The organism is Streptomyces sp. NPDC052023 (genome assembly GCF_044548465.1).
GTDB lineage: Bacteria > Actinomycetota > Actinomycetes > Streptomycetales > Streptomycetaceae > Streptomyces.
Map to the genome: position 1 here is coordinate 91935 of NZ_JBIUBW010000006.1, position 26697 is coordinate 118631.

25 protein-coding genes, 1 pseudogene and 1 riboswitch are annotated in these 26697 nt (G+C 71.7%); of the genes and pseudogenes, 15 read left to right on the forward strand and 11 right to left on the reverse strand.

Annotation, left to right across the window (positions count from 1 at the left end; translation table 11 throughout):
• Positions 1–33: 33 nt before the first annotated feature.
• Both ACIHCM_RS15255 and ACIHCM_RS15260 read right to left on the reverse strand, forming a co-directional pair.
• Positions 34–2520, reverse strand: coding sequence for a DUF4132 domain-containing protein (locus tag ACIHCM_RS15255; protein WP_399894902.1), 2487 nt, complete (start codon positions 2518–2520; stop codon positions 34–36).
• On the reverse strand, positions 2520–2912 hold the full coding sequence (locus ACIHCM_RS15260) for a hypothetical protein (RefSeq protein WP_399894905.1): 393 nt from the start codon (positions 2910–2912) through the stop codon (positions 2520–2522). The genes ACIHCM_RS15255 and ACIHCM_RS15260 overlap by 1 nt, the downstream gene beginning before the upstream one ends.
• Positions 2913–2980: 68 nt before the next feature.
• Between ACIHCM_RS15260 and ACIHCM_RS15265 the strand changes: the two genes are divergently transcribed.
• The 5 genes and pseudogenes from ACIHCM_RS15265 to ACIHCM_RS15285 all read left to right on the forward strand — a co-directional run.
• The gene (locus ACIHCM_RS15265) at positions 2981–3391 is read left to right on the forward strand and encodes a VOC family protein (protein ID WP_399894908.1); all 411 of its coding nucleotides are present in this window, start codon (positions 2981–2983) and stop codon (positions 3389–3391) included.
• Positions 3392–3502: 111 nt separating this feature from the next.
• Positions 3503–3910, forward strand: a complete 408-nt coding sequence (locus ACIHCM_RS15270; protein WP_399894911.1) for a hypothetical protein — start codon at positions 3503–3505, stop codon at positions 3908–3910.
• A 129-nt stretch (positions 3911–4039) separates the two neighbouring features.
• The gene (locus ACIHCM_RS15275) at positions 4040–4531 is read left to right on the forward strand and encodes a thiol-disulfide oxidoreductase DCC family protein (RefSeq protein WP_399894914.1); all 492 of its coding nucleotides are present in this window, start codon (positions 4040–4042) and stop codon (positions 4529–4531) included.
• Between the two features lie 9 nt (positions 4532–4540).
• Positions 4541–5314, forward strand: a complete 774-nt coding sequence (locus ACIHCM_RS15280) for a TetR/AcrR family transcriptional regulator (protein WP_399894918.1) — start codon at positions 4541–4543, stop codon at positions 5312–5314.
• 105 nt (positions 5315–5419) lie between these two features.
• Positions 5420–5647, forward strand: a pseudogene (locus ACIHCM_RS15285) (Uma2 family endonuclease); the annotation flags it as partial.
• A 1-nt stretch (position 5648) separates the two neighbouring features.
• On the opposite strand, the gene ACIHCM_RS15290 reads toward ACIHCM_RS15285, so the two are convergent.
• Entirely contained in the window at positions 5649–8060 is a 2412-nt protein-coding gene (locus tag ACIHCM_RS15290) for an MMPL family transporter (protein ID WP_399895556.1), read from the reverse strand.
• Positions 8061–8227: 167 nt separating this feature from the next.
• On the opposite strand from ACIHCM_RS15290, the gene ACIHCM_RS15295 reads away from it, so the two are divergent.
• Positions 8228–8917 carry a response regulator transcription factor gene (locus ACIHCM_RS15295; protein ID WP_399894921.1) on the forward strand — a complete coding sequence of 230 codons (690 nt, stop codon included), beginning with the start codon at positions 8228–8230 and terminating at the stop codon, positions 8915–8917.
• On the forward strand, positions 8914–10380 hold the full coding sequence (locus ACIHCM_RS15300; RefSeq protein ID WP_399894924.1) for a sensor histidine kinase: 1467 nt from the start codon (positions 8914–8916) through the stop codon (positions 10378–10380). Before ACIHCM_RS15295 ends, ACIHCM_RS15300 begins: the two co-directional genes overlap by 4 nt.
• Before the next feature lie 216 nt (positions 10381–10596).
• Here ACIHCM_RS15300 and ACIHCM_RS15305 read toward each other — a convergent pair whose 3' ends face one another.
• The 4 genes from ACIHCM_RS15305 to ACIHCM_RS15320 all read right to left on the reverse strand — a co-directional run bounded on the left by ACIHCM_RS15305 (position 10597) and on the right by ACIHCM_RS15320 (position 13146).
• A complete protein-coding gene (locus tag ACIHCM_RS15305) occupies positions 10597–10998 on the reverse strand; it encodes an ATP-binding protein (protein WP_399894927.1) in 402 nt (133 codons plus the stop codon).
• A gap of 115 nt (positions 10999–11113) precedes the next feature.
• Positions 11114–11308 carry a hypothetical protein gene (locus ACIHCM_RS15310; RefSeq protein WP_399894930.1) on the reverse strand — a complete coding sequence of 65 codons (195 nt, stop codon included), beginning with the start codon at positions 11306–11308 and terminating at the stop codon, positions 11114–11116.
• Between the two features lie 178 nt (positions 11309–11486).
• A complete protein-coding gene (locus ACIHCM_RS15315; RefSeq protein ID WP_399894933.1) occupies positions 11487–12872 on the reverse strand; it encodes a metallophosphoesterase in 1386 nt (461 codons plus the stop codon).
• Positions 12873–12906: 34 nt separating this feature from the next.
• Positions 12907–13146, reverse strand: a complete 240-nt coding sequence (locus tag ACIHCM_RS15320; protein ID WP_399894937.1) for an SCO4848 family membrane protein — start codon at positions 13144–13146, stop codon at positions 12907–12909.
• 127 nt (positions 13147–13273) lie between these two features.
• Between ACIHCM_RS15320 and ACIHCM_RS15325 the strand changes: the two genes are divergently transcribed.
• Entirely contained in the window at positions 13274–14584 is a 1311-nt protein-coding gene (locus tag ACIHCM_RS15325) for a D-alanyl-D-alanine carboxypeptidase family protein (RefSeq protein ID WP_399895559.1), read from the forward strand.
• Positions 14585–14824: 240 nt separating this feature from the next.
• On the opposite strand, the gene ACIHCM_RS15330 is transcribed toward ACIHCM_RS15325, so the two are convergent.
• The gene (locus tag ACIHCM_RS15330; protein WP_399894940.1) at positions 14825–15754 is read right to left on the reverse strand and encodes a YihY/virulence factor BrkB family protein; all 930 of its coding nucleotides are present in this window, start codon (positions 15752–15754) and stop codon (positions 14825–14827) included.
• A gap of 245 nt (positions 15755–15999) precedes the next feature.
• Here ACIHCM_RS15330 and ACIHCM_RS15335 point away from each other — a divergent pair, with 245 nt between their 5' ends.
• Both ACIHCM_RS15335 and ACIHCM_RS15340 read left to right on the forward strand, forming a co-directional pair.
• Positions 16000–17415, forward strand: a complete 1416-nt coding sequence (locus ACIHCM_RS15335; RefSeq protein WP_399894943.1) for an FAD-binding oxidoreductase — start codon at positions 16000–16002, stop codon at positions 17413–17415.
• 83 nt (positions 17416–17498) lie between these two features.
• Positions 17499–18254 carry a decaprenylphospho-beta-D-erythro-pentofuranosid-2-ulose 2-reductase gene (locus ACIHCM_RS15340; protein WP_399894946.1) on the forward strand — a complete coding sequence of 252 codons (756 nt, stop codon included), beginning with the start codon at positions 17499–17501 and terminating at the stop codon, positions 18252–18254.
• Between the two features lie 137 nt (positions 18255–18391).
• Here the strand turns inward: ACIHCM_RS15340 and ACIHCM_RS15345 are convergent, their stop codons facing one another.
• Together ACIHCM_RS15345 and trpS are read right to left on the reverse strand one after the other, a co-directional pair.
• Positions 18392–18970 carry a 2'-5' RNA ligase family protein gene (locus tag ACIHCM_RS15345; RefSeq protein WP_399894948.1) on the reverse strand — a complete coding sequence of 193 codons (579 nt, stop codon included), beginning with the start codon at positions 18968–18970 and terminating at the stop codon, positions 18392–18394.
• 201 nt (positions 18971–19171) lie between these two features.
• Positions 19172–20185, reverse strand: coding sequence for a tryptophan--tRNA ligase (gene trpS / locus ACIHCM_RS15350; RefSeq protein WP_399894951.1), 1014 nt, complete (start codon positions 20183–20185; stop codon positions 19172–19174).
• A gap of 111 nt (positions 20186–20296) precedes the next feature.
• Here trpS and ACIHCM_RS15355 point away from each other — a divergent pair, with 111 nt between their 5' ends.
• From ACIHCM_RS15355 to ACIHCM_RS15370, 4 genes are all read left to right on the forward strand, one after another.
• Positions 20297–20899, forward strand: a complete 603-nt coding sequence (locus tag ACIHCM_RS15355) for an RNA polymerase sigma factor (protein ID WP_399894954.1) — start codon at positions 20297–20299, stop codon at positions 20897–20899.
• Complete coding sequence (locus tag ACIHCM_RS15360) at positions 20892–21830, forward strand: hypothetical protein (RefSeq protein WP_399894957.1); 939 nt, start codon at positions 20892–20894, stop codon at positions 21828–21830. Before ACIHCM_RS15355 ends, ACIHCM_RS15360 begins: the two co-directional genes overlap by 8 nt.
• Positions 21831–21987: 157 nt before the next feature.
• The gene (locus ACIHCM_RS15365; protein ID WP_399894960.1) at positions 21988–22734 is read left to right on the forward strand and encodes a hypothetical protein; all 747 of its coding nucleotides are present in this window, start codon (positions 21988–21990) and stop codon (positions 22732–22734) included.
• A 35-nt stretch (positions 22735–22769) separates the two neighbouring features.
• A complete protein-coding gene (locus ACIHCM_RS15370) occupies positions 22770–23480 on the forward strand; it encodes a hypothetical protein (protein WP_399894962.1) in 711 nt (236 codons plus the stop codon).
• 267 nt (positions 23481–23747) lie between these two features.
• Here the strand turns inward: ACIHCM_RS15370 and ACIHCM_RS15375 are convergent, their stop codons facing one another.
• Complete coding sequence (locus ACIHCM_RS15375; protein WP_399894965.1) at positions 23748–25196, reverse strand: glycine hydroxymethyltransferase; 1449 nt, start codon at positions 25194–25196, stop codon at positions 23748–23750.
• Positions 25197–25237: 41 nt separating this feature from the next.
• Positions 25238–25329, reverse strand: a riboswitch (ZMP/ZTP riboswitch).
• Between the two features lie 92 nt (positions 25330–25421).
• Here ACIHCM_RS15375 and rocD point away from each other — a divergent pair.
• The gene (gene rocD / locus ACIHCM_RS15380; RefSeq protein ID WP_399894968.1) at positions 25422–26666 is read left to right on the forward strand and encodes an ornithine--oxo-acid transaminase; all 1245 of its coding nucleotides are present in this window, start codon (positions 25422–25424) and stop codon (positions 26664–26666) included.
• Positions 26667–26697 lie beyond the last annotated feature (31 nt).

Genomic DNA, 26697 nt, shown 5'->3' on the forward strand with positions numbered 1-26697 from the left:
CGGTGAGGCACCGGCGGCGGGGCCCTCGCGCGTCTACAGCTGGCTCAGGATGGTCGGATCGGTGATCTTGGAGTCGTCGGCCAGCATCATGGCCTTGCTGAGGATGACCGCCAGCATGCGGTCGCCCTCGTACGGCAGATAACCGGACTGCGGTGTGCCCGCGGCGGACTTGGGGACGATGCACAGGTACTGGTCGTTCGGGCTCCTGAGGATGTTGCCCGAGCCGAGATGGATCCGGTACGTGTGGAGTTCGCCCTTCACCTGGAGGAAGCGGCCCTCCAGTGTGCAGCGGTCGGCTATCGCGAGCCTCGGTATCAGGCGTGCGAGCAGCGCGCGGCGCGTCTCGGCGCTCTGGCCCAGCTCTCCGAAGCCGTACGAGGTCCAGTACTCGCGGAACCGGCCGCCGGGGCCGCCGTCCTGCCAGGCCGGGTCGTTGCCGACGCTGGCGACACCGACGAACAGGTCGACGTCGCGCAGGACTTCGGACAGGACGAGGGGCGGGATGTCGGCGAGGGGTATCGGGCCCACCGGATCGGCGCCGTCGCGCAGCCACATGCGGTACTCGCCGCCGCAGCAGTGCGCCGAGTTCTCCGGGGCGTCGACCGGGTAGAAGCGGACCTGGTCGGTGCGCAGCCGGAGGTAGCTGCCGGACTCGGTGGTGTCGACGCCGAATTCGTCGCCCTCGCCCTCGATCCAGTACTCGGCGCGCAGGCCCCACTGCGGCAGTTCACGGGTGGCGGGCGGCGCCTCGTCGTCGACGCACAGGCGGAGCTTGTTGCGCCAGCCGCGGATCGCGGCCAGGGAGTGGAACTGGTGCTGGCGCAGGATGTGTGCCGCGAACCGGTTCGAGTACGTGCCTGTCGCGCGCTCGGCGTCCGTGAGCAGGTACACCTCGCGGTGTGCCTGCTTGAACGGCTGGGTGACGCCGTGCCGTTCCAGCCAGTCCCGCCAGGCGACGATGTGCGCCGGCTCGTGGTCGACGGGATGCCAGAGTGCGACCTCGGTGCCGTGGGTGACGGGGTCGTCGGTGAGGGTGCGCAGAGCGCCGTCCGCGTACCCGGCGGTGCGTCCGTCGACCGTCCACAGCAGGCGGCGGGCAAGCGTGCCGACGAGGGGGTGGTCGAGGTAGCGCTCGCGCCAGGTGGCGTAGGACCAGGTGCGCCGGGCGAGGAACTGGCGGTCGAGCCGCTCGCTCTGGGCCGTGAGCATCTTGTCGATGTCCTTGACCGCGGCCTTGAGTTCCTTCAGCTCGTCGGCGTGGTCGCGCCGGACGGCGGCCGGGACGGACTTGACCGGCTTACCCACCGCGTTCTTCCAGGTCAGCACCGCGCGGGAGCCCTCGACGCGTAGTTCGGCGGTGGCGTCCGCGAAGGCGTACCGGGCATGGCCGACGTCGGTGAGGCCGTACGCGGGCACGGCCAGCTCCTCGATCTCGTCCCGGCCGAGACCGAGCGCCCGCGCCCGGGTGTCGAGCGCGGCGTCGAGCAGCTTGAGCGTGCCCTTGTAGGTGACACGGGTGGTGAGGCGGGCCAGTTCGGCGAGGGCGGCTTCGCCGTCCATGCGGGCGAGGGCGTTGACGGCGGCGTTGGCGACCTTGGGGTTGCGCGGGCCGAGCCCCTGGACCTTCTTCAGGCAGGTGTCCACCAGAGTGCCGAGGGTGCGCGCGGTCTCGGCGTGGGCGGGCAGGAGGGCGAGCAGCCAGGTCAGGCCGCGCAGCGCGTTGGCGTTGCAGGGGTCGAGGGTGTGGTTGGGGTCCGCACCGTAATAGGTGGGCACCAGCGGGTGGGTGCGCGGCCGGCCGACCAGGGTCAGCCAGGGCAGCACCCGCTGCCGCAGGGTTTCGGGTCCGACGGCGTCGATCAGCGACCGGGCCGTCCGGTCCCACTTCGCGGAGGGGCGGGCGGCCGTGGCGGTGGCCGTGTGGGCGAGCAGCCGCTGCCAGACGTCGCCGAGCTCGCCGGCGTCGGCAAGTGCCTGGTCGGACCAGGCCTCGCCGGGGTTCAGGACCGGGTGGGGCAAGCGCTTCACCAGGGATCCGAGTTCACCCGAGCCGTTCCAGAGCATGAGGTGGGAGCGGCGGACCAGGGCGACGAACTCGCCGGGGAGGTCACGGCCCTCGGCCAGCTCCAGCTCCGCGAGGCGCACCAGCTGCCGGGTGTCGTACTGGACCTCCCGCTCGGCGGCCAGCCGGATCAGCGCGGCGCGGGTGTCGCGCGGCTGGCCCTCGACGAGGTCCGGGCCCTGGAGGCTGTCGAGCAGGTGCACGATGCGGCGGCGTACGGCGGCACTCTGCTCGAACTCGTGGTACCGGGACGCCAGGTGGTGCAGCAGGGCGGTCCGGAAGGGCCGGTCGGCGTCCCGCACGGCGTTGACGACCTTGCGGCCCTCCCCGCTCCAGTGGTCGTCGATCGTCTCGGCGAGGGCGAGGAGCCCAGGCACGGCCCCTTCCGCGTCCCCGGCGGAGACCAGGGCCAGGACGCCGCCGACCTGCTGCGCGTACTCGGAAGTCGATGTGATCATCAGCCACCCACCAGGGGGACGAGCTTGAGGAACGTGACCTCGGTGCCTAGCACCAGGTCGATCTCCTCGTCCACGTCGGTGACCTGACGGTCCCCCACGAGGACCAGGAACCCGTTGCCCGCGAAGGCCTTCAGCGCCAGCTCGGTCTGCGCCTCGGGGTCTATCCGCCGGGGCGTGCGCAGCGCGTATCCGTTCAGCACCCGCTCGGTGTCCGAGGGCTGCACCAGCCCCTGGAACACGCCCGGTGTGCGCGCGTTGTACTCGGCGACCTCCTGGAACACCCGGCGCCTGATCAACTCACCCACGGTGAGCCGCTCCTCGGCGACCTCCAGCTCCAGGCCCGCGCCCCTGTCCCCCGTCGTCGTCTCGTCGACGAACGTCACGATTGCCATGCCGACGACAGTACGGGCCACCACTGACAATGCCGGGGTTCGGCCGTTCGCCCGCCTACGCTGACGGCATGTCAGATGACGAGTCGTACGAGCTGCTCGGTTTCGACAACGTGCTGCTGCCCGTCGGGGACCTGGGCGAGGCCGTGGCCTTCTACGAGCGGGCCGGGTTCACGACGGGATTCCGGATCGACGAGGCCGGGATCGCGCTGCTGAGGGTCGGGGGTGAGACGCCCGGCCTCCTGCTGCGCCAGGAGGAGGAGTTCGGGCACCGGCCGCCACCCTGGCCGTCCCCGCGGGTGTGGCTGGAGGTGCCGGACGCGCGGATGGCGGCCGAGGCGCTGACCGCCGCGGGCATCCCGCTGCTCGACGCCCCCGCCCCCGGGGTCACCGGCTGGACGGTCGAGATCGCCGACCCCTGGGGGAACGTCGTCGGGTTCACGGACTACAGCAAACGGCCGGAGCTGGGCCGGATCTCCTGACCCGGGCACCCGTCGGCGGACGGGCACCCACCCCATCTTGAACGCGTTCAAAAACAGGGTTACAGTCATCCCTGTCAGCGTTTTGAACGCGTTCAAGAAAGGGTGGGGGACATGGACCGCACGGTCGTCGCCTACGTCATCTATCTGGTCGTCAGCATCTCCCTGACCATCTGGGTGGCCCGTACGCTCAGCCGCAACGGGCGGGTCTTCCTGGCCGACGTGCTGCACGGCAACGAGAAGCTCGCCGACGCCGTGAACCACCTCCTGGTGGTCGGCTTCTACCTGGTCAACCTCGGGTTCGTCGCGCTCTACCTCAGTGACGACGAGACCATCACCGACACGCGTGGCGTCTTCGAGGCGTTGTCGACCAAGCTCGGTGTGGTGCTGCTGGTGCTCGGCGTGATGCACCTGGGCAACGTGTACGTCCTCAACCGGATCCGGCGGCGGGGCGCGATGGAGCGGGAGCAGCAGCCGCCGGTCCCGCCGCAGGGCTGGGTGGCTCCGGCGCCGGGGGCCTGAGCACCCATGGCGGCCACGCAGAGGGGCTGGAACGGGAACGGCGCTCCGGCCCGGGCCGGCGCCCGCGGACCGCGGGAAGGTCGCGTCGGGGGGGCTTCCGCCTCGGACGGGGGTCGGGACGAAGGCGGCATGGCAACGGCCGCCTCGGTGGGCCGGGGCGCGGCACGCGTCCCGGTTCGCCGGCTGACCGTGCTCTACGACGCCGAGTGCGCCCTGTGCGCGTTCCTGCGCGACTGGCTCGCACGGCAACGGCAGCTGGTGCCGCTGGACCTGGTACCGGCCGGTTCCGCCGAGGCCCTCCGGCGCTTTCCCGGCCTCGACCACCGGACCACCCTGGACGACATCACCGTCATCGGTGACGGCGGGCAGATCTATCAGGGCGCCGCCGCCTGGATCGTCACCCTGTGGGCGCTGCGCGAGCACCGGTCGCTCGCCCACCGCCTGAGCAGCCCGGCGGGGATGCGGATCGCCAAGGGAGCCGCTCTGGCCGCCGCGAAATGGCGTGGCGGGCCGTGGGGCGGACAGGCGTACCCGCGCGCGGAAGGGTGGACGTACGACCCCTCCCTGGGCTGGACGTACCTCCCCAAGGGGTGCGCCGACGGCGCCTGTCCCACTGACTAGGCTCTCTTCGTGCCCGCGAACAACGACAGCCCGAACGAACGCCCCGGTGAGGGCGGCGGTACGCCGGCGAAGGCCGAGCAGACCAAGTCGGAGCAGACCCGTGCGCTCATCCTGGAGACCGCGATGCGGCTGTTCCGGGAACGCGGGTACGACAAGACCACCATGCGGGCCATCGCGCAGGAGGCCGGGGTCTCCGTCGGCAACGCGTACTACTACTTCGCCGGCAAGGAACACCTCATCCAGGGCTTCTACGACCGGATCGCCGCCGAGCACCAGGCGGCGGTCCGGGGCGTACTGGGCCGGGAGACCGACCTGGAGGCCCGGCTCGCGGGCGTCCTGAAGGCCTGGCTCGACGTGGCGATGCCGTACCACGAGTTCGCGGTGCAGTTCTTCAAGAACGCCGCCGACCCCGACAGCCCGCTCAGCCCGTTCTCCCCGGAGTCGGAGCACGCGCGCGTGGAGGCGATCAGCGTCCATAGGGAGGTGCTCGCGGGCGCCACGAAGACCAAGGTCCCGGAGGAACTGCGGGACGTGCTGCCAGAGCTGATGTGGCTGTCCCAGATGGGCCTCGTGCTGTACTGGATCTTCGACCGGACGGAGGGGCGCGAGCGCAGCTACCGGCTGGCGGAGCGGGGGGCTCGCCTCACCGCTCGGGGCGTGTACCTGTCCCGCTTCCGGGTGCTGCGACCGCTGGTGCACGAGGTGCATGAGCTGTTCACGGACTTCTTGCCGGGGATGACGCGGGTGCTGCCGGATCCGGGGGGCGCGGGTCGGGCCGACTGATCGCTTTCGGGTGAACGACCGGAACGGGACACCTCGGCTCCGGCCTGCCTACGACGATGCTCTCTACACCAGCCCATGGGAGGCACGTGATGTCCGCAGCAGGTCTGGAAAACGGATCTGCAGGCCAAGGTCGCCGCCTACGCAAAGGCCCGGATTCCCGTCTACGTCATCGTCGACCGCAAGCACCAGCGAGTCCGTGTGCTGACTGGGGTGGGTGGCCGTTACGCAACACACGGCATCCACATCCCCGGGGAGCTCGTCACGCTCCCCGAGTCCGTGGGCGGAAAGGTTGTGCTGGACGTCGAGCGCATCCTCAAGGCCGGAATGGCCTGACTCAGTTCACCGCGTCAACCTCCCCCTCGGCCACCTCCGCCACCTCCACGTCGTACACCAGCGGCCCCTCCTCCACGACCACATGCCGTGCCCGCGAGCCAAGACCGCTTGCCGTAGCCGCCAGCAGATACGCCCCCGGCCCCGGCACCGCCACGATGTAGGAGCCGTCGGCGAGGGACATCACCCGGTCGAGCTGTCGGCCGCCACGCGACAGCAGCGTCACCGCCGCCCCCTCCAGCGGCTCGCCGTCCGCCGTGCGGATGAAGCCGTGGATCACCGACGAAGGCCCCTCGGGCACCGTCTCCACCGGCTCCTCCCCCGGCTCCACCGCCAGATGCGGCAGCCGCTTCTCCAGCCCCGCCGGCAGCCACCAGTTCGCCTTGCCCAGCAGGTGCATCGCCGCCGGAACCAGCGCCGTACGCAGGATGAACGCGTCCAGCGCGACCGCCGCCGCCAGCCCGATGCCCGCCATCGCGCCCTCCATGTCGCCGCTCAGGACGAACGCGGAGAAAACGCAGATCATGATCAGCGCCGCGCAGTTGATGACCCGGCTGGTCTCCGCGAGCCCGACCCGGACCGCCCGCGCGTTGTCCTTGGTGTGCACCCACTCCTCGTGCATCCGGCTCACCAGGAACACCTGGTAGTCCATCGACAGGCCGAACAGCAGCGACAACATGATGACCGGCAGGAACGCCGTGATCGGGCCCTCCTTGCCGATGCCGAGCAGTTCCGTGCCCCAGCCCCACTGGAAGATCGCCACCAGGACGCCGAAGGACGCGGCAGCGGCGATCAGGTTCATCAGCGCCGCCGTCAACGGCACCACCAGCGAGCGGAAGGCCACCAGCAGCAGAAGGAAGCCGAGCGCGATGATCGTCGCCACGAAGTACGGCAGCCGATCGCCCGTCACCGACGCGAAGTCCTTGAAGACCGCCGTCACACCGCCCACATGTGCCTCGGCGCCGGACGCCGGGATCACCTCGTCGCGCAGCACGTCGATCAGCCGGTCCGTCTCCTCGGACTGCGGTGCGGTCGCCGGCACCACCTGGATCACCGTGACGTCGTTCGCGGGCGGCAGCGCGGCCACCTGGGCGACGCCCCCGGTCGACTCGATGCGCGACACCAGCGCGTCGGGTGCCGTGCCGTCCACCACGACCTGGAGCGGGCCGTTGAAACCGGGGCCGAAGCCCTCGGCGAGCAGGTCGTAGGCCTGCCGGGTGGTCTGCGTCTCCTGGTGGTTGCCCTGGTCGGTGGCGCCCAGCCGGATGGACAGCACGGGCAGGGACAGCACCGCCATGACCACGAGCGCGAGCGCCGCGATCGCCCGCGGGCGCCGCTGGACGTACGCCGACCAGCGCGCCGCCGGGCCGCTCGCCTCCTCCGGCTCCGGCCCCGCGTGGGCCAGCCGGTGCCGCTGCCGGCGGCTGAGCACCCGCATGCCGAGCAGACCGAGCAGGGCGGGCAGCAGCGTGACGGCCGCGAGGACGCTGAAGACGACGGTGAGGGAGGTCGCGATGACCACACCGTCCAGGAAGCGCAGGTTCATCACCAGCATGCCGGCCAGCGCGATGCAGACCGTGCCGCCGGCGAACAGCACCGCGCGCCCGGAGGTGTTGAGGGCGGTGACGGCGGCCTCCTCCGGCTTCGTACCGCGCAGGATGCCGCGCCGGTGCCGGGTGACGATGAACAGCGCGTAGTCGATCCCGACGCCGAGGCCGATCAGCGAGCCCAGCAGCGGCGCCACGTCGGGCACGTTCGTGGCGTGGCTGAGCAGCATCGTCGAGAGCATGCCGGTACCCACGCCGAAGATCGCCACGACGATCGGCAGCAGCATCGCGAACAGCGAGCCGAAGGCCAGGAACAGCACGATCGCCGCCGCCGCGATCCCGACCAGTTCGGCCGTGCCGGTGGGCGGCTCCTGGGTACGTGCGATCGCCTGCCCGCCCAGCTCGACCTGCAGTCCGTCCCGTTCGGCCCTCTGCGCACTCTGCACGACGTCCTCGATGAGCTCCATCGGGACGGCGTTCGCCTGCTCGGTGAAGGTGATCTGCGCGTACGCGATCCGCCCGTCCCGGCTGATCTGCGCCGCGCCCCGCTCACCGGCGTAAGGGCCGGCGACCTGGCCGACGCCGTCCATGCGGCCGATCCCGGCCAGCGCGGGCTCGATCCGGGACCGTACCTCCGCGTCCCGGACCGTGCCCTCCTCGACCTTCCACACCACCGTGTCGGTGTCACCGGCGCTCTCCGGGAAGGCCTTCTCCATCAGGTCGTACGCGCGCTTCGAGTCGGTGTTCGGCAGGGAGAAGACGTTCGCGTAGTCCGTGCCCGCCGTCGTCGCCGTGAAGCCCAGCCCGAACAGTGCCCCCACCCACAGCACCAGGACCACCAGCCGGTGCCTATAGCACCAGCGTGCCAATGTCGCCACGCCCAACGCTCCTTCGTCGCAGATCGATTGGTCCCCCAGGTCCTGGGCAACAGGATTGGCCGTGCGGCGTGGGTGTGGACACGACCCGCCCATGACTCTCAAGGAACTCCAAAGCGCATCGGGGCCCCGATGTCAGTGGCCGCGCCGATACTGGGGGCATGACGACGGCTCCCGGCACCGTGCTGGTCGTGGAGGACGAGGTGAGCATCGCCGACGTCCTCGCGATCGCCCTGCGCTACCACCGTTTCGAGGTCATGACCGCGGGCACCGTCCGCGAGGCGCTCTCCCTGGCCGAGCGCACCCGGCCCGACGCGGCGCTGCTCGACGTCATGCTCCCGGACGGCGACGGCCGGGCACTGGGCCGTGAACTGCGCGAGCGGCGGCCCGGCCTGGCGCTGGTCTTCCTCACCGCCCGCGACTCACCCGCGGAGATCGTCGGCGCCCTCGGCTTCGGCGACGACTACATCACCAAGCCGTTCAACATCGACGAGGTGGTCGCCCGGGTCACGGCGGTGCTCCGCCGCACCCGCCCCGCCGACGTCCTGCCGCAGCGCCCGCCCCTGCGGTACGGCGATTTGGAACTGGACGAGACGACGTACTGCGTGCACCGCGCGGGCAGGTCGGTCGAGCTGACCCCGACGGAGTACGCGCTGCTGCGCTTCCTCGTGCGCAACGGCGGCCGGATCGTTCCCAAGGAGCAACTCCTGCGGCACGTCTGGCAGTACGAGCACGTGCCGTCCGAGTCGACCGTCGTGGAGACCTACATCAGCTATCTGCGCCGCAAGCTGGACACCCTGGGACCGCCGGTGATCACCACCCGGCGGGGCGTCGGATACGGCCTGGCATGACGTGGCCCAGGTGGCGCCGCGCGCGCGGTCCGCGCTCGCTGCGGGGCAAGCTGACGATGGCGAACGTGCTGCTGCTGGCCCTCGGCGTGGTCGTGGCGACGTGTGTCAGCGTGGTGGGCATGCGGCTCTATCTGCTCGACGCCGTCGACCGGGAGCTGATGGTGTCCCGGGACTCGATCGGTGAGACTCCGCTGACGTTCGAGCAGGTCGACTCGCTCACCACGCTGTTCGCCCTGAGCGAAAAGATGGGACCCGGCGCCTCCGGCGGCCCGGCCGACTCCACCGTGCAGGGCTCGCTCTTCGTGGCCGTGGACCGTGACGGACAGGCCCGGACCATAGGCGGCCTCACCCCGAGCGGCGCCCAGCGCGCCCTGGCCGCCGCCGTGGACGACCCGGCGGCCCTCGCCGCCGACACCGAGCCGCACGACCTGCAGGTGCGCGGCGACCACTACCGCGTCACCGCCGGACAGCTCGCCGACGGCACGACCGTGCTGCTCGCCGCCTCGACCGAGCCCCTGCGGGAGGTCGTCGCCCGTGCCCTCAAGCTGGACATCGCCGCCGGCCTCCTGCTGCTGGCCATGCTGGCCTGGCTGACGATGTTCAGCGTGCGCCGCCGGACGCAGCCGCTGGAGGACATGGTCGAGACGTCGACGGCCATCGCCGAGGGCGACCTGACCCGGCGGGTGCCGTCCAGCCGCGAGCCCACCCTGGAGGTCGAGCAGTTGCGACTCGCCCTCAACTCCATGCTCCACCAGGTGGAGTCGGCGTACCGCACCCGCGAGCACAGCGCGGCCCAGCTGCGCCGCTTCGTCGCCGACGCCTCGCACGAACTGCGCACACCGCTGTCCGCGATACGCGGCTATCTCCAGCTGTACGACAAAGGCATGCTGCGCGACCCGGCCGACCGCAAGCGCGCCTGGGAGCGGGTGCTCGGGGAGGCCGACCGCATGGGCCGGCTCGTCGACGAGCTGCTCACCCTCGCCCGCCTCGATCAGCAGCCGCAACTGCGGTTCCGCAACGTCGACGTGAGCCGCCTGGTGCGTGACGCGGCCCAGGACCTGCGGGTGCAGCAGCCGGGGCGGCCGATATCCGTCCACGCCGACGGCTCGGTGCTGGTGCACGCCGACGAGTCCGGGCTGCGCCAGATACTCGGGAACCTGCTGGCCAACGTACGCATCCATACGCCCGCCGACGTGCCGGTACGGCTCGGGGTGGAGCGGGCGGGCGACGGAGCGGTGCGGCTGTGCGTCGCCGACGAGGGACCCGGGCTGGATGCCGAGGACGCGGCGCGGATCTTCGACCGCTTCTTCCGCGCGGGAGGTGGCGCGGGCAGCGGGCTGGGGATGGCGATCGTGCAGGGCGTGGTCCACGCCCACGGGGGCGAGGTGGGAGTGCGCACGGCGCCGGGTGAGGGGCTCGCGGTGACGGTGACACTGCCGGTGCGGGCGCCGGTTCCGGCGTAGGGGTGGGCGGGGCGCTGGGCTCGGCTCGACTGCGGTGAGGCGCTGTGCCGGCGTGCAGGGCCGAGGAGGCGTGTGTGCTGAGGCGCTGCGTCGGCGTGCAGGGCCGGGGTGACGTGTGTGCTGAGGCCGCTGTGTCGGCGTCCAGGGCCGGGGTGACGTGTGTGCTGAGGCCGCTGTGTCGGCGTCCAGGGCCGGGGTGACGTGTCGTTGCGCGGCCTACCCGTCGGAGTGCACCAGTGCCCACACCGTCTTGCCGTGGCTGCCGCGGCTCCACACGCCCCATGCGGTGGCGAGGTGCTCCACCAGGTGCAGGCCACGGCCCGCCTCCTGCGCGTCGTCGACCGAGCGGAGGCGGGGTACGCGGCTGCCCTCGTCGGAGACCTCTATGAGGCAGGAACCGTCGGCGAGCGCGGTCACCGCGATCTCGAACTCCGCCTCCGTGCGTGGCCCGTGACGTACCACGTTGGTGGCGAGCTCGGACACCAGCAGTACGGCGTCGGCCAACGCCGGGGTGCCGGATCCGTGCCCCCAGTCGATCAGATGGTCCCGTACCCGGCGCCGGGCGAGACCGACGGAGGCCGGATGCCGGGGCAGCCGGAAGGCGTAGCGTCTCACCACGTTTGCTCCTCACCACGCGCACACCTCCGTCACATGGTGCTGTGTCCGAGGGCTGTCCGGCGTCACTTGGGCGGAACCGGCGGTTGTCAAGGCCGTGGGATCACGTCAGTTCGCGTCAGTTCGCGGGCGACGCCCTGCTGGTGCAGTCGGTGTTCATGGTGGAGCCGGTGCCCGCGCGCAGGGCACCGAGGGTGGTACGGGCCGGGGTGGCCGGCGACCCGTCCGACGGCGTGAACGGCACCTCGGGTCCTGGGCACGCCCGGCCGTCGCCGGAGAAGGACGTGGCAATCCGCAAGCGAACCGATCGCATCGGCGCCCTCCCGAAGGCCCCACATGCCAGCTCCCCATGGCGCGGCTCACTCAATCACGGCGCCTCTCGGCGGGGAAGGCGACTTCGTCGAGAGGAGGACGAACTTGCCGGTCGCTTGCTTCCTGGGGGTTTCACACGCTGTTCACGAGGAGACGGCTGCGCGGGAGTTCACGGACACCTACGCCTGGGCCGACGCCAGCTCGATCACCGTGATGTCCGAGGGGGCACCCACGCGCGTGGGCGGCCCCCACGCCCCGGCGCCACGGCTGACGTACAGCTGGGTGTCGCCGTAGCGCTCCAGGCCCGCGAGGGTCGGGTTCGCGGCCGCCGCGACCAGGTTGCCGGGCCAGAGCTGGCCGCCATGGGTGTGACCGGAGAGCTGGAGGTCCACGTGGTGTTTGACGGCCTCGTGGATCTGGACCGGCTGGTGGGCGAGGAGCACGCACGCGCGCGTGGTGTCACGGTCGCCGAGCGCACCGGTGAAGTCGGGGCCCTGACCCTCGCTCTCGCCCGCGACGTCGTTGACGCCCGCCAGGTCGAACCAGGGCAGCTCCGTGCGCGCGTTCTCCAGCGGGCGCATGCCCAGCCGCCGCACCTGCTCGACCCACTGCCCGGCGCCGGAGAAGTACTCGTGGTTGCCGGTGACGAAGTAGGTGCCGTGCCGGGCCCGCAGCTGGGCCAGGGGCGCGGCGGCAGGACCCAGGTCCCGCACGCTGCCGTCGACCAGGTCGCCGACGACCGCGATCAGGTCGGGCTGCGTGCCGTTGATCGTGTCGACCACCTTCTGGGCGAAGCCCCGGCCGAGGACCGGACCCAGGTGGACGTCGCTGACCACCGCGATCCGGAATCCGTGTGCCGCGCGCGGAAGCTTGGCGAGCGGGACGGTCACGCGCTTCACGCCGGGGCCGTTGAGAACGCCGTAGGTGCCGGTGCCGACCGTGCCGACGGCCACCGCGGCGGCGGCACCCGCGACGACCCGGGAGACGAACAGACGGCGGGAAGGTGCGGGGGGTCGCGGTGCGTCGGCCAAGGGCTGCGGTTCGTCGGCGAGGGTGGGCGCCCCCGTCTCCGTGGCGGCGGGCTCCTGGGGCGGCTCGTCGGAGGCGGGCCCTGAGGACGGCTGTTCGGAGACGGCCCCTGTGGACGGCTCGTCGCGGACGCCCCCCTTGAGCGGTGCTCCCGCCGGTATCGGCTCGGGCCAGGGCCTCGGCCGCGTCATGTCGGCGTCGGCCGGCCCCCGCTGCCGCGCGTCCCGGCGCTCCAGGAAACGCAGCAGCAGCGGTCGTACGACCTCACCGGCGACCACGGCGAGCAGCAGGTAGATCGACAGCGCGAGCCACAGGAAGCCCGGCCAGGCGAGGGTGCGCTGGAGCCAGAAGGGAGCGCCGGCGCGTTCGGCCACCGAGGCGCCGATCGCCAGCACCCAGCCTCCCGCGATCAGCACCGCGCCGACACGGCGCAGCGCGCCCGGGCTCCGGGTCGTGTCGCGGAACAGGCGGCGCCACAGATACCAGTTCGCCACGACGAGGACGCTCACCACGACGAGCAGGAAGACGATCACCATGCCGTTGTTCTCTCCTTGGCCGGGGTGCGGATCGCTATGACTTGTGGCGCAGAGCGCGCACTCCGCGCAACCCGATGACCCCGATGACCGTCCCCAATACGAGGGAGACGACGGCGAGCGTGAGATGCACCCAGAAGTACGCCGTCGGTCGGCCGTCCTCGAACGCCAGCCCGCTGCTGTCCTTGATCAGGTTGTTGACGAAAGTGACCCAGATGACCCAGCTCCACACCCCGAAGGCGAGCAGGAACCAGGAGATCGGGCGGCTGAGTTTCATGCGTTCAGTATCACCGCCGACTGTCCGGTTCGTGCGCCGGGGTGGGGAGGGCGACGGGACTTCCGGGGACCGTACATGTACGTTCTCGCTCGTGCCCGCACCGAAGAAGACCGCCCGCGCACCGCAGATGACCGTTCGAGCATCACAGATGACCGCCTGCGCATCACAGAGGACCGCCCGGCGTTCCCTGCTGCTCGCTTCCGCGACCCTGTTGTCCGTTTCGCTGACCGCGCCCGCCGCTTTCGCCGCGCCACGCCCGTCACCGAGTTCCTCGCCAAGCCCGTCGGCCACTCCCCCGGCGAACATGTCGACCGTGGGCGGCACGCGGCTCGGCCGTCCGGGTACGCAGGTGAACTTGGCCGACGGGGTTCCGGTGCTGCCCAAGGACGTCACCGCACGGTCCTGGATCATCGCCGACGCCGAGTCCGGCGAGGTGCTCGCCGCGCACAACTCGCACTGGCGGCTGGCCCCCGCGAGCACCCTGAAGATGCTGTTCGCGGACACGCTGCTGCCGAAGTTCCCCAAGACCATGACCCGCAAGGTGGTCCCCGCCGACCTGGCGGGCATCGGCTCCGGTTCCAGCATGGTCGGGATAAAGGAGAACGAGACGTACACCGTCCACGACCTGTGGCTCGGTGTCTTCCTGCGCTCCGGCAACGACGCCGTGCACGTGCTGTCCGCGATGAACCAGGGCGTCGGCAACACCGTCAAGGAGATGAACCAGCACGCCGAGGAGCTCCAGGCCCTCGACACGCACGTCGTCAGCCCTGACGGCTACGACGCCCCAGGCCAGGTCTCGTCCGCCTACGACCTGACGCTGATCGCCCGCTCCGGGCTGCAGAAGAAGGACTTCCGCGAGTACTGCTCGACGGTGACCGCGAAGTTCCCGGGTCAGACGACGAAGAACAAGAAGGGCAGGCCGGTCCGCGAGACCTTCGAGATCCAGAACACCAACCGCCTGCTGACCGGCGACTCCGACCTCTCGCAGTACAAGGGCATCGCAGGCGTCAAGAACGGCAACACCACCAACGCGGGCGCCACCTTCACCGGCGTCGCCGAACGGGGCGGCAAGGTGCTGCTCGTGACCGTGATGAACCCTGAGAAGGGCGAGCACAACGAGGTCTACAAGGAGACCGCGCGGCTGTTCGACTGGGGCTTCAAGGCTGCCGGGAAGGTGGAGCCGGTGGGTGAGCTGGTGCCGCCCAAGGGCGCTGCGGGAGCCCCGTCCGGCGCCACCGCCTCGGGCGAGGCGAACGTCGGTGAGGCGGGCGGGGGCTCGGGAACCGACGGCGAGTCGGACAAGCCCGTGGCGAGCGCGACGGCAGGCGACGGCTCCAGCGGGGTCGGGATCGCCTTCGCCGTCACGGCCGGACTGCTGGCGCTGCTCGCGGGCGGCGCGTTCCTGGTGAACCGGCGGTGGCCGCTGCGTCGGCGGTGATCCGAGGGGGGCGGGGCTACGGTCCGGACGGTGACCCGAGGCGGACCGGGGCTGCGGTCCGGCCGGTCACCCGGGGTGGTGGCCGCTGCCCAGGCGGTGACCTCGAGCACAGCGAGGACCGCTACCCGGACGATGACCCCGAGCGCGGTGGGATCAGCCGCCCCCGCGATCAGGCGTGCCTGAGTTGTTGCCCCGTCCCATTCCGCTGAGCCCCGGCCCTTACCCTCCCCGGCGGCCCTCTCACCCCCCGCTCGCCGCAGCCGCGCCCGTCATGCCGTTTCCGCCGATCTCGTCGGCCCGTTCGGCCCCCGCCCGTTCGGCCTCCTTGCTCGGCGTCGCGGTCCAGGCAGCGCAGAAGAGGACGAGCTTCGAGGTGAAGTTGATCCACAGCAGCAGGGCGACGGGGACGCCGAACGCGCCGTACATGCTCTTCGCGGCCACGCCCTGGATATAGCTGCTCAGCAGCAGCTTCAGCAGCTCGAAGCCGATCGCGCCGACCAGCGCGCCCACGATCAGCCGCCGCCGGGACGGCTCGACGCCGGGCAGCAGCGTGAGGACGTAGAGCAGGAGCAGGAACGCGGCGAGCACGGCCACGGCGAACGCGGCGGTGCGCAGCAGCAGGCTCCCCCAGCCCTGTTCTTCGAGGCCCAGCCGGCGGGCGCCCCAGCCGACGGTGGCCGAGGCGACGGTGGACGCGGCGAGGGTGACGAGCAGCGCGCCGCCGAGCCCCAGCAGGACGCCCGCGTCCTTGACCTTGCGCAGGACGGGGTTGTCCTCCTCGTCCGGCAGCTCCCACACCGCACGCAGACAGTCGCGCATGGAGCCGACCCACCCGATACCGGTGAACAGCAGCAGCGCTCCGGCGATGATCCCGACGGTGCCGGCGTTGTCCACCAGGGCGCCGATGTTCAGCTGGTCGGAGATGCCGGGGATCTGCTCGGCGATCTTGTCCTGGATCTCCTTCTGCTGTTCCGTGCTGAGCGTGGCGGCGGCGATCGCGGCACCCACGGTGAGCAGCGGGAACAGTGCGACGAAGCTGGTGAACGTCATCGCGGCGGCCAGGCGCGTCCACTTCACACGGTCCAGCCGCTCGTACGACCGCCACGCGTGCGTGGCCATCAGCCGGGTGGCCGCAGGGCCGATGAGGGGGAGCTTTTTCAGCCAGTCCATGATCCGAGCCTGCCCTCCGCCTCACCGCCGATACGGCCGACGCGGCCGCCGGTCTCCCGGTCCATGCCGAACACCACTGTCCTAGTGCCCCGGAACCACGGGAAGGTGACCGACACCGACCCCCTGTTCGCATCAACGTCCCGGAAATACGGCATGACATGACGACATCCCACTAATCACCCATTTCGGGTAGCTGACGGATGTTTCAGAATCAATGCGACACATAGGGCGTTACGGTCACCACCATGCCTGCCGACGCCGCCCCCGACACCCTGCCCCACCCCTCCGTCGCCTCCGTCACGGGGTGGGGCCGTACCGCCCCCACCACCGCCCGCGTGATCCGGCCCCGGACGTATCAGGAGGCCGTGGACGCCGTTCGGGGCTGCGGAGCTCGCGGCGGCATCCCGCGGGGCCTGGGGCGGGCGTACGGGGACGCGGCGCAGAATGCCGGCGGGACGGTGCTCGGCATGACGGGCCTGGCCCGTATCCACGCCATCGACGCCGCCGGCGGGACCGTCCTGTGCGACGCGGGCGTCTCGCTGCACCACCTGGCGCAAGTGCTGCTGCCACTCGGCTGGTTCGTCCCGGTGACGCCCGGCACGGGCCACGTCACCGTCGGCGGGGCGATCGGCGCGGACGTCCACGGCAGGAACCATCCGACGGCGGGCTCCTTCACCCGCCATGTGCCGTCGCTCGAACTCCTCACCGCCGACGGCGAGATCTGCTCCGTCGGCCAGGGCACACCCCTCTTCGACGCGACGGCGGGCGGCATGGGCCTCACCGGCGTCGTCCTGACAGCGACCCTCCGGCTCCAGCCGGTCCAGACGGCCTGGATGACGGTCGACACCGAACGCGCCGGCGATCTCGACGATCTGCTAGCACGCATGACCGCCACGGGCCGGCGCCGTCCTTACTCGGTCGCCTGGATCGACCTCCTGGCCCGCGGCGCGGCCACGGGACGCGGGGTGCTGACCCGAGCCGAGCACGCTCCCCCGGAGGCGCTGCGCGTGGGCACACGCGCGCGTAGGACCCCTCTCGCCCCGCGTCCCACCCTGCCGCCCGCCGCTCCCAGTCTCGCCGCCCTCGATCTCGTCGCCCCCGATCTGGTCCCGGAGGGGCTTATGAGCCACCGCACGGTCGGATTGTTCAACGAACTCTGGTTCCGGGCAGCGCCACGCGCGCGTACCGGCCGGCTCCGGAGGGCCTCCGCCTTCTTCCATCCCCTGGACGGCGTTCCGCAGTGGAACCGGATCTACGGCCGAGGAGGTTTCGTGCACTACCAGTTCGTCGTCGGAGACGGCCAGGAGGACGCCTTGTGCCGGATCGTGCGGCGCACCGCCGCGCGTCGGTTCCCGTCCCTCGTGGCCGTCCTGAAGCGCTTCGGGGACGCCTCTGCGGGCTGGCTCTCCTTCCCCGTGCCCGGCTGGACGCTGGCCCTGGACATCCCGGCCGGGCTGCCGGGCCTCGCCGCCTTTCTCGACGGACTGGACGAGGAGGTGGCGGCCGCGGGCGGCCGTGTCTGCCTCGCCGAGGACTCCCGCCTCCGCCCCGACCTGCTCACCGCGATGTACCCGAAACTCGCCGACTTCCGCGCCCTGCGCGCGGAGCTGGACCCACGAGGCGTCTTCGCTTCGGACCTCTCCCGCCGACTGGGCCTGTAGCCCGCCCGCACCCTCGTGACTCACCTCTATGTGGGTCGGCTTCGCCCCACCCACCCCAAGCCCGTCCCTCCCCAGGAGCTGTCATGAAGGACGCCTTCGGTCTCCCCCAGTCCCTCCTCGTCCTCGGCGGTACGTCCGAGATCGCGCTGGCCACCGCCCGCCGTCTGGTCATGCGGCGTACGCGCACGGTGTGGCTGGCCGGACGCCCCTCGCCCGCCCTCGAGAAGGCCGCCGACGGTCTGCGCGCCCAAGGTGCGCAGGTGCACACCGTCGACTTCGACGCGCTCGACCCCGAGTCCCACGAGACGGTGCTCGGCAAGGTCTTCGCCGAGGGCGACGTCGACATGGTGCTGCTCGCGTTCGGAATCCTCGGCAACCAGGCGCACGACGAGCGCGAGCCGGTGAGCGCGGTGCGCGTCGCGCAGACCAACTACACGGGCGCCGTCTCGGCGGGTCTGGTCAGCGCACGGGCGTTGCAGTCGCAGGGCCATGGCTCCCTGGTCGTCCTCTCCTCGGTCGCCGCCGAGCGCCCCCGCCGCTCCAACTTCATCTACGGCTCCAGCAAGGCGGGCCTCGACGCGTTCGCCCAGGGCCTCGGTGACGCGCTGCACGGGACGGGCGTGCACGTCATGGTCGTACGCCCCGGATTCGTCCGCTCCAAGAAGACCAGCGGCCTGGCGGAAACCCCTCTCGCCACCACCCCGGAAGCGGTCGCGACGGCCGTCGAACTGGGCCTGCGCCGCCGCTCGGAGACGGTGTGGGTACCGGGAGCCCTCCGCCTGGTGACGGCGGCCCTGCGCCACCTCCCGCGTCGGGTGTTCCGGCGTATCCCCCTCTAGCTACCGCACCGACACGCCCCCATTGGAGGCCTCCCGCCGTCGCCACCCGCCGTCGCCGTCGCCGTCTGTCCGCTGTCGTCTGCCGACCATCCGCTGTCGTCCACTGGCCGCCGACTGTCGGCTGCCGCCCGGGAGATCTACCGGCTGGAGATGGTGCCCCGCTCCACATGCCCCATCTGCGGAGGCACCACCGCACCGCCGAACGCGAAGTCCCGCAGCCTGCGCCAGACGCCGTCGGCGCCCTGCTCGTAGAGGGCGAAGCCGGTGCAGGCCCATTCGGCCCGGTAGTCGGCGAGTTCCTCGAAGGCGCGGTCCATGGCCGCCTCGTCGATGCCGTGGGCGACGGTGACGTGCGGGTGGTAGGGGAACTGCAGTTCGCGCGCCACGGGACCTGAGGCGTCCCGGACCTGCTTCTGCAGCCACGTGCAGGCCTCGGCGCCCTCGACGACCCGGACGTATACGACGGGCGACACGGGCCGGAAGGTCCCGGTCCCGGACAGCCGCATCACGAAGGGACGCCCGGCGGTGGCGACCTCGGCGAGGTGCGCCTCGACGGCGGGCAGCTGCGAGTCGTCGACCTCCGTCGGCGGCAGCAGGGTGACGTGCGTGGGGATGCCGTGAGCCGCGGCGTCGCCGAAGCCCGCGCGCCGCTGCTGGAGCAGGCTGCCGTGCGGCTCCGGGACCGCGATCGACACACCGATCGTTACGGTCCCCACGTCGTCTCCTGTCGTCGTGTCGGTACGGATCTCGGGCGGGCACGGGTGGCCGCGATCGCGGCCTTCCGGCTATCGACTGTACGGCTCCGGCCGCGCCCTGGGCAGGCGCAGCCGCAGTGATGTGCAGCGCTGTGCGGGGGTACGGGTGTACGGCCCGGGGTTGGGGGTGTACGACCGGGTTGTACGGGCGTACGGCCCGGCTCAGTGCTTGGCCGGCAGGAAGCCCACCCGGTCGTAGGCCTGTGCCAGGGTCTCCGCGGCGACGGCGCGCGCCTTCTCCGCGCCCTTGGCCAGGATCGAGTCCAGCGTCTCCGGGTCGTCGAGGTACTGGTTGGTCCGCTCCCGGAAGGGCGTCACGAACTCGACCATGACCTCGGCGAGATCCGTCTTGAGCGCACCGTAGCCCTTGCCCGCGTACTTCTCCTCCAGTTCCGCGATTCCCGCCCCGGTGAGGGTCGAGTAGATCGAGAGGAGGTTGCTGACGCCCGGCTTGGCCTCGGGGTCGAAGCGGATCACGGTGTCCGTGTCGGTGACCGCGCTCTTGACCTTCTTCGCCGTGGACTTGGGCTCGTCGAGCAGGTTGATCAGGCCCTTCGGCGTGGACGCCGACTTGCTCATCTTGATCGCCGGGTCCTGGAGGTCGTAGATCTTGGCCGTCTCCCTGAGGATGTACGGCTTCGGGACCGTGAACGTCTGGCCGAAGCGGCCGTTGAAGCGCTCGGCGAGGTCACGTGTGAGCTCGATGTGCTGGCGCTGGTCCTCGCCGACCGGGACCTCGTTGGCCTGGTAGAGGAGGATGTCCGCGACCTGCAGGACCGGGTACGTGAACAGGCCGACGGAGGCCCGGTCCGCGCCCTGCTTGGCGGACTTGTCCTTGAACTGGGTCATGCGGGAGGCCTCACCGAATCCGGTGAGGCAGTTCATGACCCAGGCGAGCTGGGCGTGCTCGGGGACGTGGCTCTGGACGAACAGCGTGCAGCGCTCGGGGTCGAGTCCGGCCGCGAGCAGCTGGGCGGCGGCGAGCCGGGTGTTGGCGCGCAGGTCCGCCGGGTCCTGCGGCACCGTGATCGCGTGCAGGTCGACGACCATGTAGAACGCGTCGTGGGTCTCCTGCAGAGCCACCCACTGGCGGACGGCGCCGAGGTAGTTGCCGAGGTGGAACGAGCCTGCGGTGGGCTGGATTCCGGAGAGCACACGGGGTCGATCAGAGGCCATACTCACCATTCTCTCAGAGCTCGGGGACCGCTCGGGGACCGCTCCGGAACTGATCGGGAACTGATCCCGCACGGGTGGGAACCGAATCGCCCTCCGCGGTGTAACAAGAGCGTGAGGACGCGGGAGGGGGGCCGCATCGTCGATGAGGCCGCGGTGATCGCTCGCGTACGCGCCGGAGAGCCGGAGGCGTACGCGGAGCTGGTGCGGGCCCATACGGGCATCGCCTTGCGAGCGGCCGCGGCACTCGGGGCCGGTGCGGACGCGGAGGACGTGGTGCAGCAGGCCTTCGTGAAGGCGTACTGCGCGCTGGGCCGGTTCAGGGCCGACTCGGCGTTCCGACCGTGGCTGCTGTCGATCGTCGCCAATGAGACGAGGAACACAGTGCGCACGGCGGCCCGCCAGCGCACGCTCGCCGGCCGCGAGGCGGCGTTCGCCGAGGCCGAGCCGCTGATACCGGACGCGGCCGATCCCGCGGTCGCGACGCTCGCGACGGAGCGCCGCGTGGCTCTCATGGCCGCCCTGGAGAAGCTGAGCGAGGAGCACCGCCTGGTCGTCACCTACCGCTATCTGCTGGAGATGGACGAGTCCGAGACCGCCCAGGCCCTGGGCTGGCCCCGGGGCACGGTGAAGTCCCGGCTCAATCGAGCGCTGCGGAAGATGGGCCGGCTGCTGCCGGACCTCCAGCCCCGGGAAGGAGGTGACGAGCGTGAGTGAGAGGTACGACGGTGATCGCGACGCCGGAAGCAGCAGCGGCGGGCGCGACGGCGCCGACCGGCTGCCCGAGGAGCTGCGGGCGCTCGGACGGTCCCTCGGCCCCGTCGGCGGCGGCTCCGAGACGATGGCCGAGCGGGTGCTGGGGCAGATACTGGCCGAGCGGGTGCCGGTCCCGGTCGCGGAGCCGCGCGGCTTCGCAGGACGGCTTCGGGCGGCCAGGCGCTGGCTGCGGGCGCGCCGGCGCTCCCTGACAGCGGCGCTGTGCGGGCTGCTCACGGTGCTCGTCCTCACGCCCCCGGTGCGCGCCGCGGTCTTCGACTGGTTCGGCTTCGGCGGGGTCGAGGTGCGGTACGACCCGTCGGCCGAGCCCTCACCCGGGGCCGAGGTGCCCGGCTGTGGCCGGTCGCTCTCCCTCGGGCAGGCTGCCCGGCGGGCGGGCTTCGAGCCGCTGGTGCCGGACGCCCTGGGCAGGCCCGACGCGGTGACGGTGTCCGGCATGCCGCAGGGCCGTTCCCTGGTGAGCCTGTGCTGGAGCGAGCGGGGGCGCACGATACGGCTCGACCAGTACGCGGCGAGCCTGGACACGGCCTTCGTGAAGACGGTGCGCGAGCAGCCTCAGTGGCTGTCGCTGGGCGCCGATGCCCCGGCCGGATCCCCACCCGGCCCGGCCCTGTGGTTCCCACGCCCCCACCTGCTGACCTTCTGGCTGGTGGACGCGGACGGGACCCGCTACACCCAGGAGGAGCGCACGGCCGGGCCGACCCTGCTGTGGGCTCGGCAGACCCTGGACGGTGCTGTGACCCTCCGGCTGGAAGGGGTGGCGGCGAGGGAGCGGGCGCTGGCAGTGGCGCAGTCCCTGGAGGAGGGCGGGGAGAGCGGGGAGAGCCGTGCGCACGGAGGGCGGGGAGGCACGACGCCCGGAACTCCGTAGGCGCGTTCCCCCTCTGCACGAGCGGCCTCCGAAGAATCTTCTGAATCGGCCGGGCGGGGTGGGAACCGGTCCGGGTCGGGCGGTGTACCAGAAGTGACATGCGGCTCGCGGGCGGGCCGCACAGGGAGCCCGGTTGGGGGTTGGGATGCGCAGGCACATGAGGGAGCCGAAGGCCAGGGGTCGTGATCTGGCGGTGGTGGCGGGGGCGTTGACGGCGACGCTCGCCCTGCTGACGGGGGTCGCCCCGCCGGCGGCGGCGGGCGGGCCGACGAGTGTGCTCGTGGCCTCACCACAGACTGCGGAGGTGGAGGGGCTGTACTACTCGGAGAAGCAGTACGCGGAGCTCCAGCAGCTCCTGGAGGAGCCCGGCACCGGCTCGGCGGTCAAGCCTCCGGAGGCCGACCTGACCAATGCCCGGCTGATCAACGTCACCTGGATGCTGCACGACGTCACACCCTGGCGACACGACCAGCTCCATGCCTCCTCGCGGGAGCAGGACATCTGGATACACACGGCGACCGACGTGCCCGAGTCGATGAAGGGCCACTGGCACCGCGCCGCGCATCCCACCCGGCTGCGTGCCCTGCTCAAGGAGCTGGGCGTCATGGGCCCGGCTTCGGACCCGGGCTACGCCGGCGTCGCTCCGGAGGAGGAGCTGGCGGAGGGACCGGGCGCGGGCCCGGGCAGCAGCACCGGCAAGGGCCTGAGGGACAAGGTGGACGTCGGGTCCAAGGCCACCGCCGTGGAGGCGGGGCGCGGCGGGGTCACCGGCTGGTGGTGGGCGATACCCGGCGCGGCGGCCGGAGCGGTGCTGGCGCTCGTCCTGCGCCCGCTCGCCGCCCGGATCCCGTCGGCCCGGCTGCACCGGGAGCCGGGACCGAGGCAGGAACTGCGCGACCTGTGAGAAGGCGACACGAGCGAGGGGAGGGAGAGCGACCGATGGTTCTTCACGGGGGACGCGCCACGACGGGGCGCCTGCTCGCACCGGCCGCCGCGCTGGCGGTGGCGCTCTGCGGACTGACGGTGCCGGACGCGGCGGCGCGGACACCGGGGTCCCGGGACGTGCCCGACCTGGCGCTGGTCACTGCGGGCGACTCGGGCCGGACGACGGCGCTGCGCTCGGGTGAGCCGCACTTCGCCCGCTTATGGCAGTTGCTGCAACCGCTGTATCCGGGGACGGAGTGGGTCTCGGCGGCATGGGCAGCGGGCCACCATCCGCCGGTGCGGATCACCGTGGTGTGGGGCCTGACGGGCATCGGTGGCCATCCGCAGACGAGCCGCCCGCCGGGCGGCGACGTGGCCATCGAGCGCCAGGACCAGCTGTTCCTCGCCGAGGACGGCACACCGTGGGTGCGCACGGACCCGGCACCCGATGTGAACGACGACGACATCCGCTGGCACCGGGCACCGCGGCCGGTGTTCGAGCGGCTGGACGAGACGGGGCTGCTGGGCGCGGCGGCCATGGACGGAGCCGGGGACGCGCCGGTCGCGAGGGCGGGCACGACGCCGGACGCCTGGTGGGCGATCTCGGGCCTCGCGGCGGGTCTGGCCCTCGGTGCGGGCGGCACGCGCCTGATACGCCGCGCGGCGGCCCGGCCAGGAGCCGGACCGCCGCGAGCGGAACCATGTCAGGAGCTGATCGACCTCTGAGCAGCGGCCGAAATCCGCGGCGCCGGGGCGGGATCGGCCTATGAGACGGCCTGCGGGCCCTGCCGGACGCGCGCTCCCACAGGGACCCGCCCGTGACAGCACCGCTGCTACGGGGATCCCACCACGGGACCGCCCCTGCGACGGCGGTCCCACGACCAGACCGCCCCTCGGACAGTGGCCCCGCCACAAGACCACCCCCGCACGGTGCCACCCCCGCACGGGGCCTCACCGACCAGCGGTGCCCGTCGCCGAGGAGCGCCGTAGGCGTCAGCCGAGGTCGACCTCCGGGTAGAGCGGGAAGCCGGCCACGAGGTCGGTGGCGCGGTGGGAGATCTCGTCCGCCACCTTCGGGTCCAGGACGTGCTGGGCCTTGGAGGGCGCGCCCTTGCTGGTGGTGCCGGGCTCGGTGCTGGTCAGCACCCGGTCGATGAGGCCGGCGACCTCGTCCATCTCGGCGGTGCCCAGGCCCCGGGTGGTCAGGGCGGGGGTGCCGATGCGGATGCCGGAGGTGTACCAGGCGCCGTTCGGGTCGGCCGGGATGGCGTTGCGGTTGGTGACGATGCCGGACTCGAGGAGGGCGGCCTCGGCCTGGCGGCCGGTGAGGCCGTAGGAGGAGGCGACGTCGATCAGGTTGAGGTGGTTGTCGGTGCCGCCGGTGACCAGGATGGCGCCGCGCCGCGTCAGGCCCTCGGCGAGGGCGCGGGAGTTGTCGACGATGCGCTGGGCGTAGTCGCGGAAGGAGGGCTGACGGGCCTCGGCGAGAGCCACGGCCTTGGCGGCCATGACGTGCGGGAGGGGGCCGCCGAGGACCATCGGACAGCCGCGGTCGACCTGGTCCTTGAGGGAGTCGTCGCACAGGACCATGCCGCCGCGCGGGCCGCGCAGCGACTTGTGGGTGGTGGTGGTGACGATCTGGGCGTGCGGGACCGGGTCGAAGTCGCCGGTGAGGACCTTGCCGGCGACGAGACCGGCGAAGTGGGCCATGTCCACCATGAGCGTGGCGCCGACCTCGTCGGCGATCTCGCGCATGATCCGGAAGTTCACGAGCCGGGGGTAGGCGGAGTAGCCGGCGACGATGATCAGCGGCTTGAACTCGCGGGCCTGGGCGCGCAGGGCCTCGTAGTCGATCAGGCCCGTGGCCGGGTCCGTGCCGTAGGAGCGCTGGTCGAACATCTTGCCGGAGATGTTCGGGCGGAAGCCGTGGGTGAGGTGGCCGCCGGCGTCCAGGGACATGCCGAGCATGCGCTGATTGCCGAAAGCCCGGCGCAGTTCGGCCCAGTCGGCCTCGGAGAGGTCGTTGACCTGGCGGACGCCGGTCTTCTCCAGGAAGGGGGCCTCGACACGGTCGGCGAGGACGGCCCAGAAGGCGACGAGGTTGGCGTCGATGCCGGAGTGCGGCTGGACGTAGGCGTGGCGGGCGCCGAAGAGCTCGCGCGCGTGCTCCGCGGCCAGCGATTCGACGGTGTCGACGTTGCGGCAGCCGGCGTAGAAGCGGCGGCCGACGGTGCCCTCGGCGTACTTGTCGCTGAACCAGTTGCCCATCGTCAGCAGGGTGGCCGGGGAGGCGTAGTTCTCCGAGGCGATCAGCTTGAGCATCTCGCGCTGGTCGGCGACCTCCTGGCCGATCGCGTCGGCGATGCGCGGCTCGACGGCGCGGATCACATCGAGAGCGGAACGAAAGGCGGTGGACTCGGTGGAGAGGGGCTGCTCTGACATCTCGGCCTCCGGGCGGCGTGGCTTACGACGGTCACGGTTCACGGTTCGGCCCAGGCGCACGGCACTCGCTCACTGCTCAAGGCCGCTCCCCGATGGTCGGTCCCATCCCAGCGCGCCAGTCACGGCCCGCGATCAGCCTACCGGGCGCGCCGGAGGGTCCGGTTCCCCAGTCCACCATGCGAGCGACGATAAGAAGGGGGTCCAGCCTCATGTTCGGGAGTTGCCGTGACCGCTACGGAAAGCCACATCGCCGGAGCCGAAGCGCACAGCGCGCACACCTATCACCCGCTGCCCGTGGTCGTGGCCACGGCCGACGGGGCGTGGATGACGGATGTGGAGGGGCGGCGCTATCTGGATCTGCTGGCCGGTTACTCGGCCCTCAACTTCGGGCACGGCAACCGGCGGTTGATCGAGGCGGCCAAGGCGCAGCTGGAGCGGGTGACGCTGACGTCGCGCGCCTTCCACCACGACCGGTTCGCGGCGTTCTGCACCGAGCTTGCGTCCCTGTGCGGGATGGAGATGGTGCTGCCGATGAACACCGGCGCGGAGGCGGTGGAGACGGCGGTGAAGACCGCCCGCAAGTGGGGGTACCGGGTCAAGGGCGTGCCCGCGGAGATGGCGAAGATCGTGGTGGCGTCGGGCAACTTCCACGGCCGTACGACGACGATCATCAGCTTCTCCACCGACCCGGAGGCGCGGGCCGACTTCGGGCCGTACACGCCGGGCTTCGAGATCGTGCCGTACGGGGATCTGACCGCGATGCGGGCGGCGATGACGGAGAACACGGTCGCCGTGCTGCTGGAGCCCATCCAGGGCGAGTCGGGGGTGATCGTGCCGCCGGCCGGTTATCTCCCGGCGGTGCGGGAGCTGACCCGGGAGCGGAACGTGCTGTTCGTCGCCGACGAGATCCAGTCGGGGCTGGGCCGGACGGGACGGACGTTCGCGTGCGAGCACGAGGACGTGGTGCCGGACGTCTACGTGCTGGGGAAGGCGCTGGGCGGAGGGATCGTGCCGGTGTCGGCGGTGGTGTCGTCGGCGGAGGTGCTCGGCGTGTTCCGGCCCGGGGAACACGGATCGACGTTCGGCGGGAGCCCGCTGGCCTGCGCGGTCGCGCTGGAGGTGATCGCGATGCTCCGCTCGGGCGAGTATCAGGCACGGGCCGCGGAGCTGGGCGAGCATCTGCACCGGGAGCTGGCGGCGCTGGCCGGCACCGGACGGGTGTCGCACGTGCGGGGACGTGGGTTGTGGGCGGGTGTGGACATCCATCCGAGGTTCGGCACCGGCCGGGAGGTGTCCGAGAAGCTGATGGACCGGGGTGTGCTGGTGAAGGACACGCACGGTGCGACGATCCGGCTCGCGCCGCCGCTGGTGATCAGCAAGGAGGACCTGGACTGGGGGCTGGCCCAACTGCGCGGTGTGCTCGGCGTGGAGGGTTCCGGCGCGGCGGGCTCCGGGCGCGACTCCGGCTAGGGATCCGCAGTCGGGTGATGCGCAAAATGCG

What these genes read in the sequence shown, in the direction of transcription:
- ACIHCM_RS15370 (WP_399894962.1), top strand. Translation starts at nt 22,770, where the DNA reads ATGGTTCTTCACGGGGGACGCGCCACGACGGGGCGCCTGCTCGCACCG.
- ACIHCM_RS15265 (WP_399894908.1), top strand. Translation starts at nt 2,981, where the DNA reads ATGTCAGATGACGAGTCGTACGAGCTGCTCGGTTTCGACAACGTGCTG.
- ACIHCM_RS15315 (WP_399894933.1), bottom strand. Translation starts at nt 12,872, where the DNA reads ATGGTGATCGTCTTCCTGCTCGTCGTGGTGAGCGTCCTCGTCGTGGCG.
- ACIHCM_RS15295 (WP_399894921.1), top strand. Translation starts at nt 8,228, where the DNA reads ATGACGACGGCTCCCGGCACCGTGCTGGTCGTGGAGGACGAGGTGAGC.
- ACIHCM_RS15335 (WP_399894943.1), top strand. Translation starts at nt 16,000, where the DNA reads ATGCCTGCCGACGCCGCCCCCGACACCCTGCCCCACCCCTCCGTCGCC.
- ACIHCM_RS15255 (WP_399894902.1), bottom strand. Translation starts at nt 2,520, where the DNA reads ATGATCACATCGACTTCCGAGTACGCGCAGCAGGTCGGCGGCGTCCTG.
- ACIHCM_RS15365 (WP_399894960.1), top strand. Translation starts at nt 21,988, where the DNA reads ATGAGGGAGCCGAAGGCCAGGGGTCGTGATCTGGCGGTGGTGGCGGGG.
- ACIHCM_RS15325 (WP_399895559.1), top strand. Translation starts at nt 13,274, where the DNA reads ATGACCGTTCGAGCATCACAGATGACCGCCTGCGCATCACAGAGGACC.
- ACIHCM_RS15260 (WP_399894905.1), bottom strand. Translation starts at nt 2,912, where the DNA reads ATGGCAATCGTGACGTTCGTCGACGAGACGACGACGGGGGACAGGGGC.
- ACIHCM_RS15340 (WP_399894946.1), top strand. Translation starts at nt 17,499, where the DNA reads ATGAAGGACGCCTTCGGTCTCCCCCAGTCCCTCCTCGTCCTCGGCGGT.
- ACIHCM_RS15310 (WP_399894930.1), bottom strand. Translation starts at nt 11,308, where the DNA reads ATGCGATCGGTTCGCTTGCGGATTGCCACGTCCTTCTCCGGCGACGGC.
- ACIHCM_RS15300 (WP_399894924.1), top strand. Translation starts at nt 8,914, where the DNA reads ATGACGTGGCCCAGGTGGCGCCGCGCGCGCGGTCCGCGCTCGCTGCGG.
- ACIHCM_RS15375 (WP_399894965.1), bottom strand. Translation starts at nt 25,196, where the DNA reads ATGTCAGAGCAGCCCCTCTCCACCGAGTCCACCGCCTTTCGTTCCGCT.
- trpS (WP_399894951.1), bottom strand. Translation starts at nt 20,185, where the DNA reads ATGGCCTCTGATCGACCCCGTGTGCTCTCCGGAATCCAGCCCACCGCA.
- ACIHCM_RS15275 (WP_399894914.1), top strand. Translation starts at nt 4,040, where the DNA reads ATGGCAACGGCCGCCTCGGTGGGCCGGGGCGCGGCACGCGTCCCGGTT.
- ACIHCM_RS15270 (WP_399894911.1), top strand. Translation starts at nt 3,503, where the DNA reads ATGGACCGCACGGTCGTCGCCTACGTCATCTATCTGGTCGTCAGCATC.
- ACIHCM_RS15330 (WP_399894940.1), bottom strand. Translation starts at nt 15,754, where the DNA reads ATGGACTGGCTGAAAAAGCTCCCCCTCATCGGCCCTGCGGCCACCCGG.
- ACIHCM_RS15320 (WP_399894937.1), bottom strand. Translation starts at nt 13,146, where the DNA reads ATGAAACTCAGCCGCCCGATCTCCTGGTTCCTGCTCGCCTTCGGGGTG.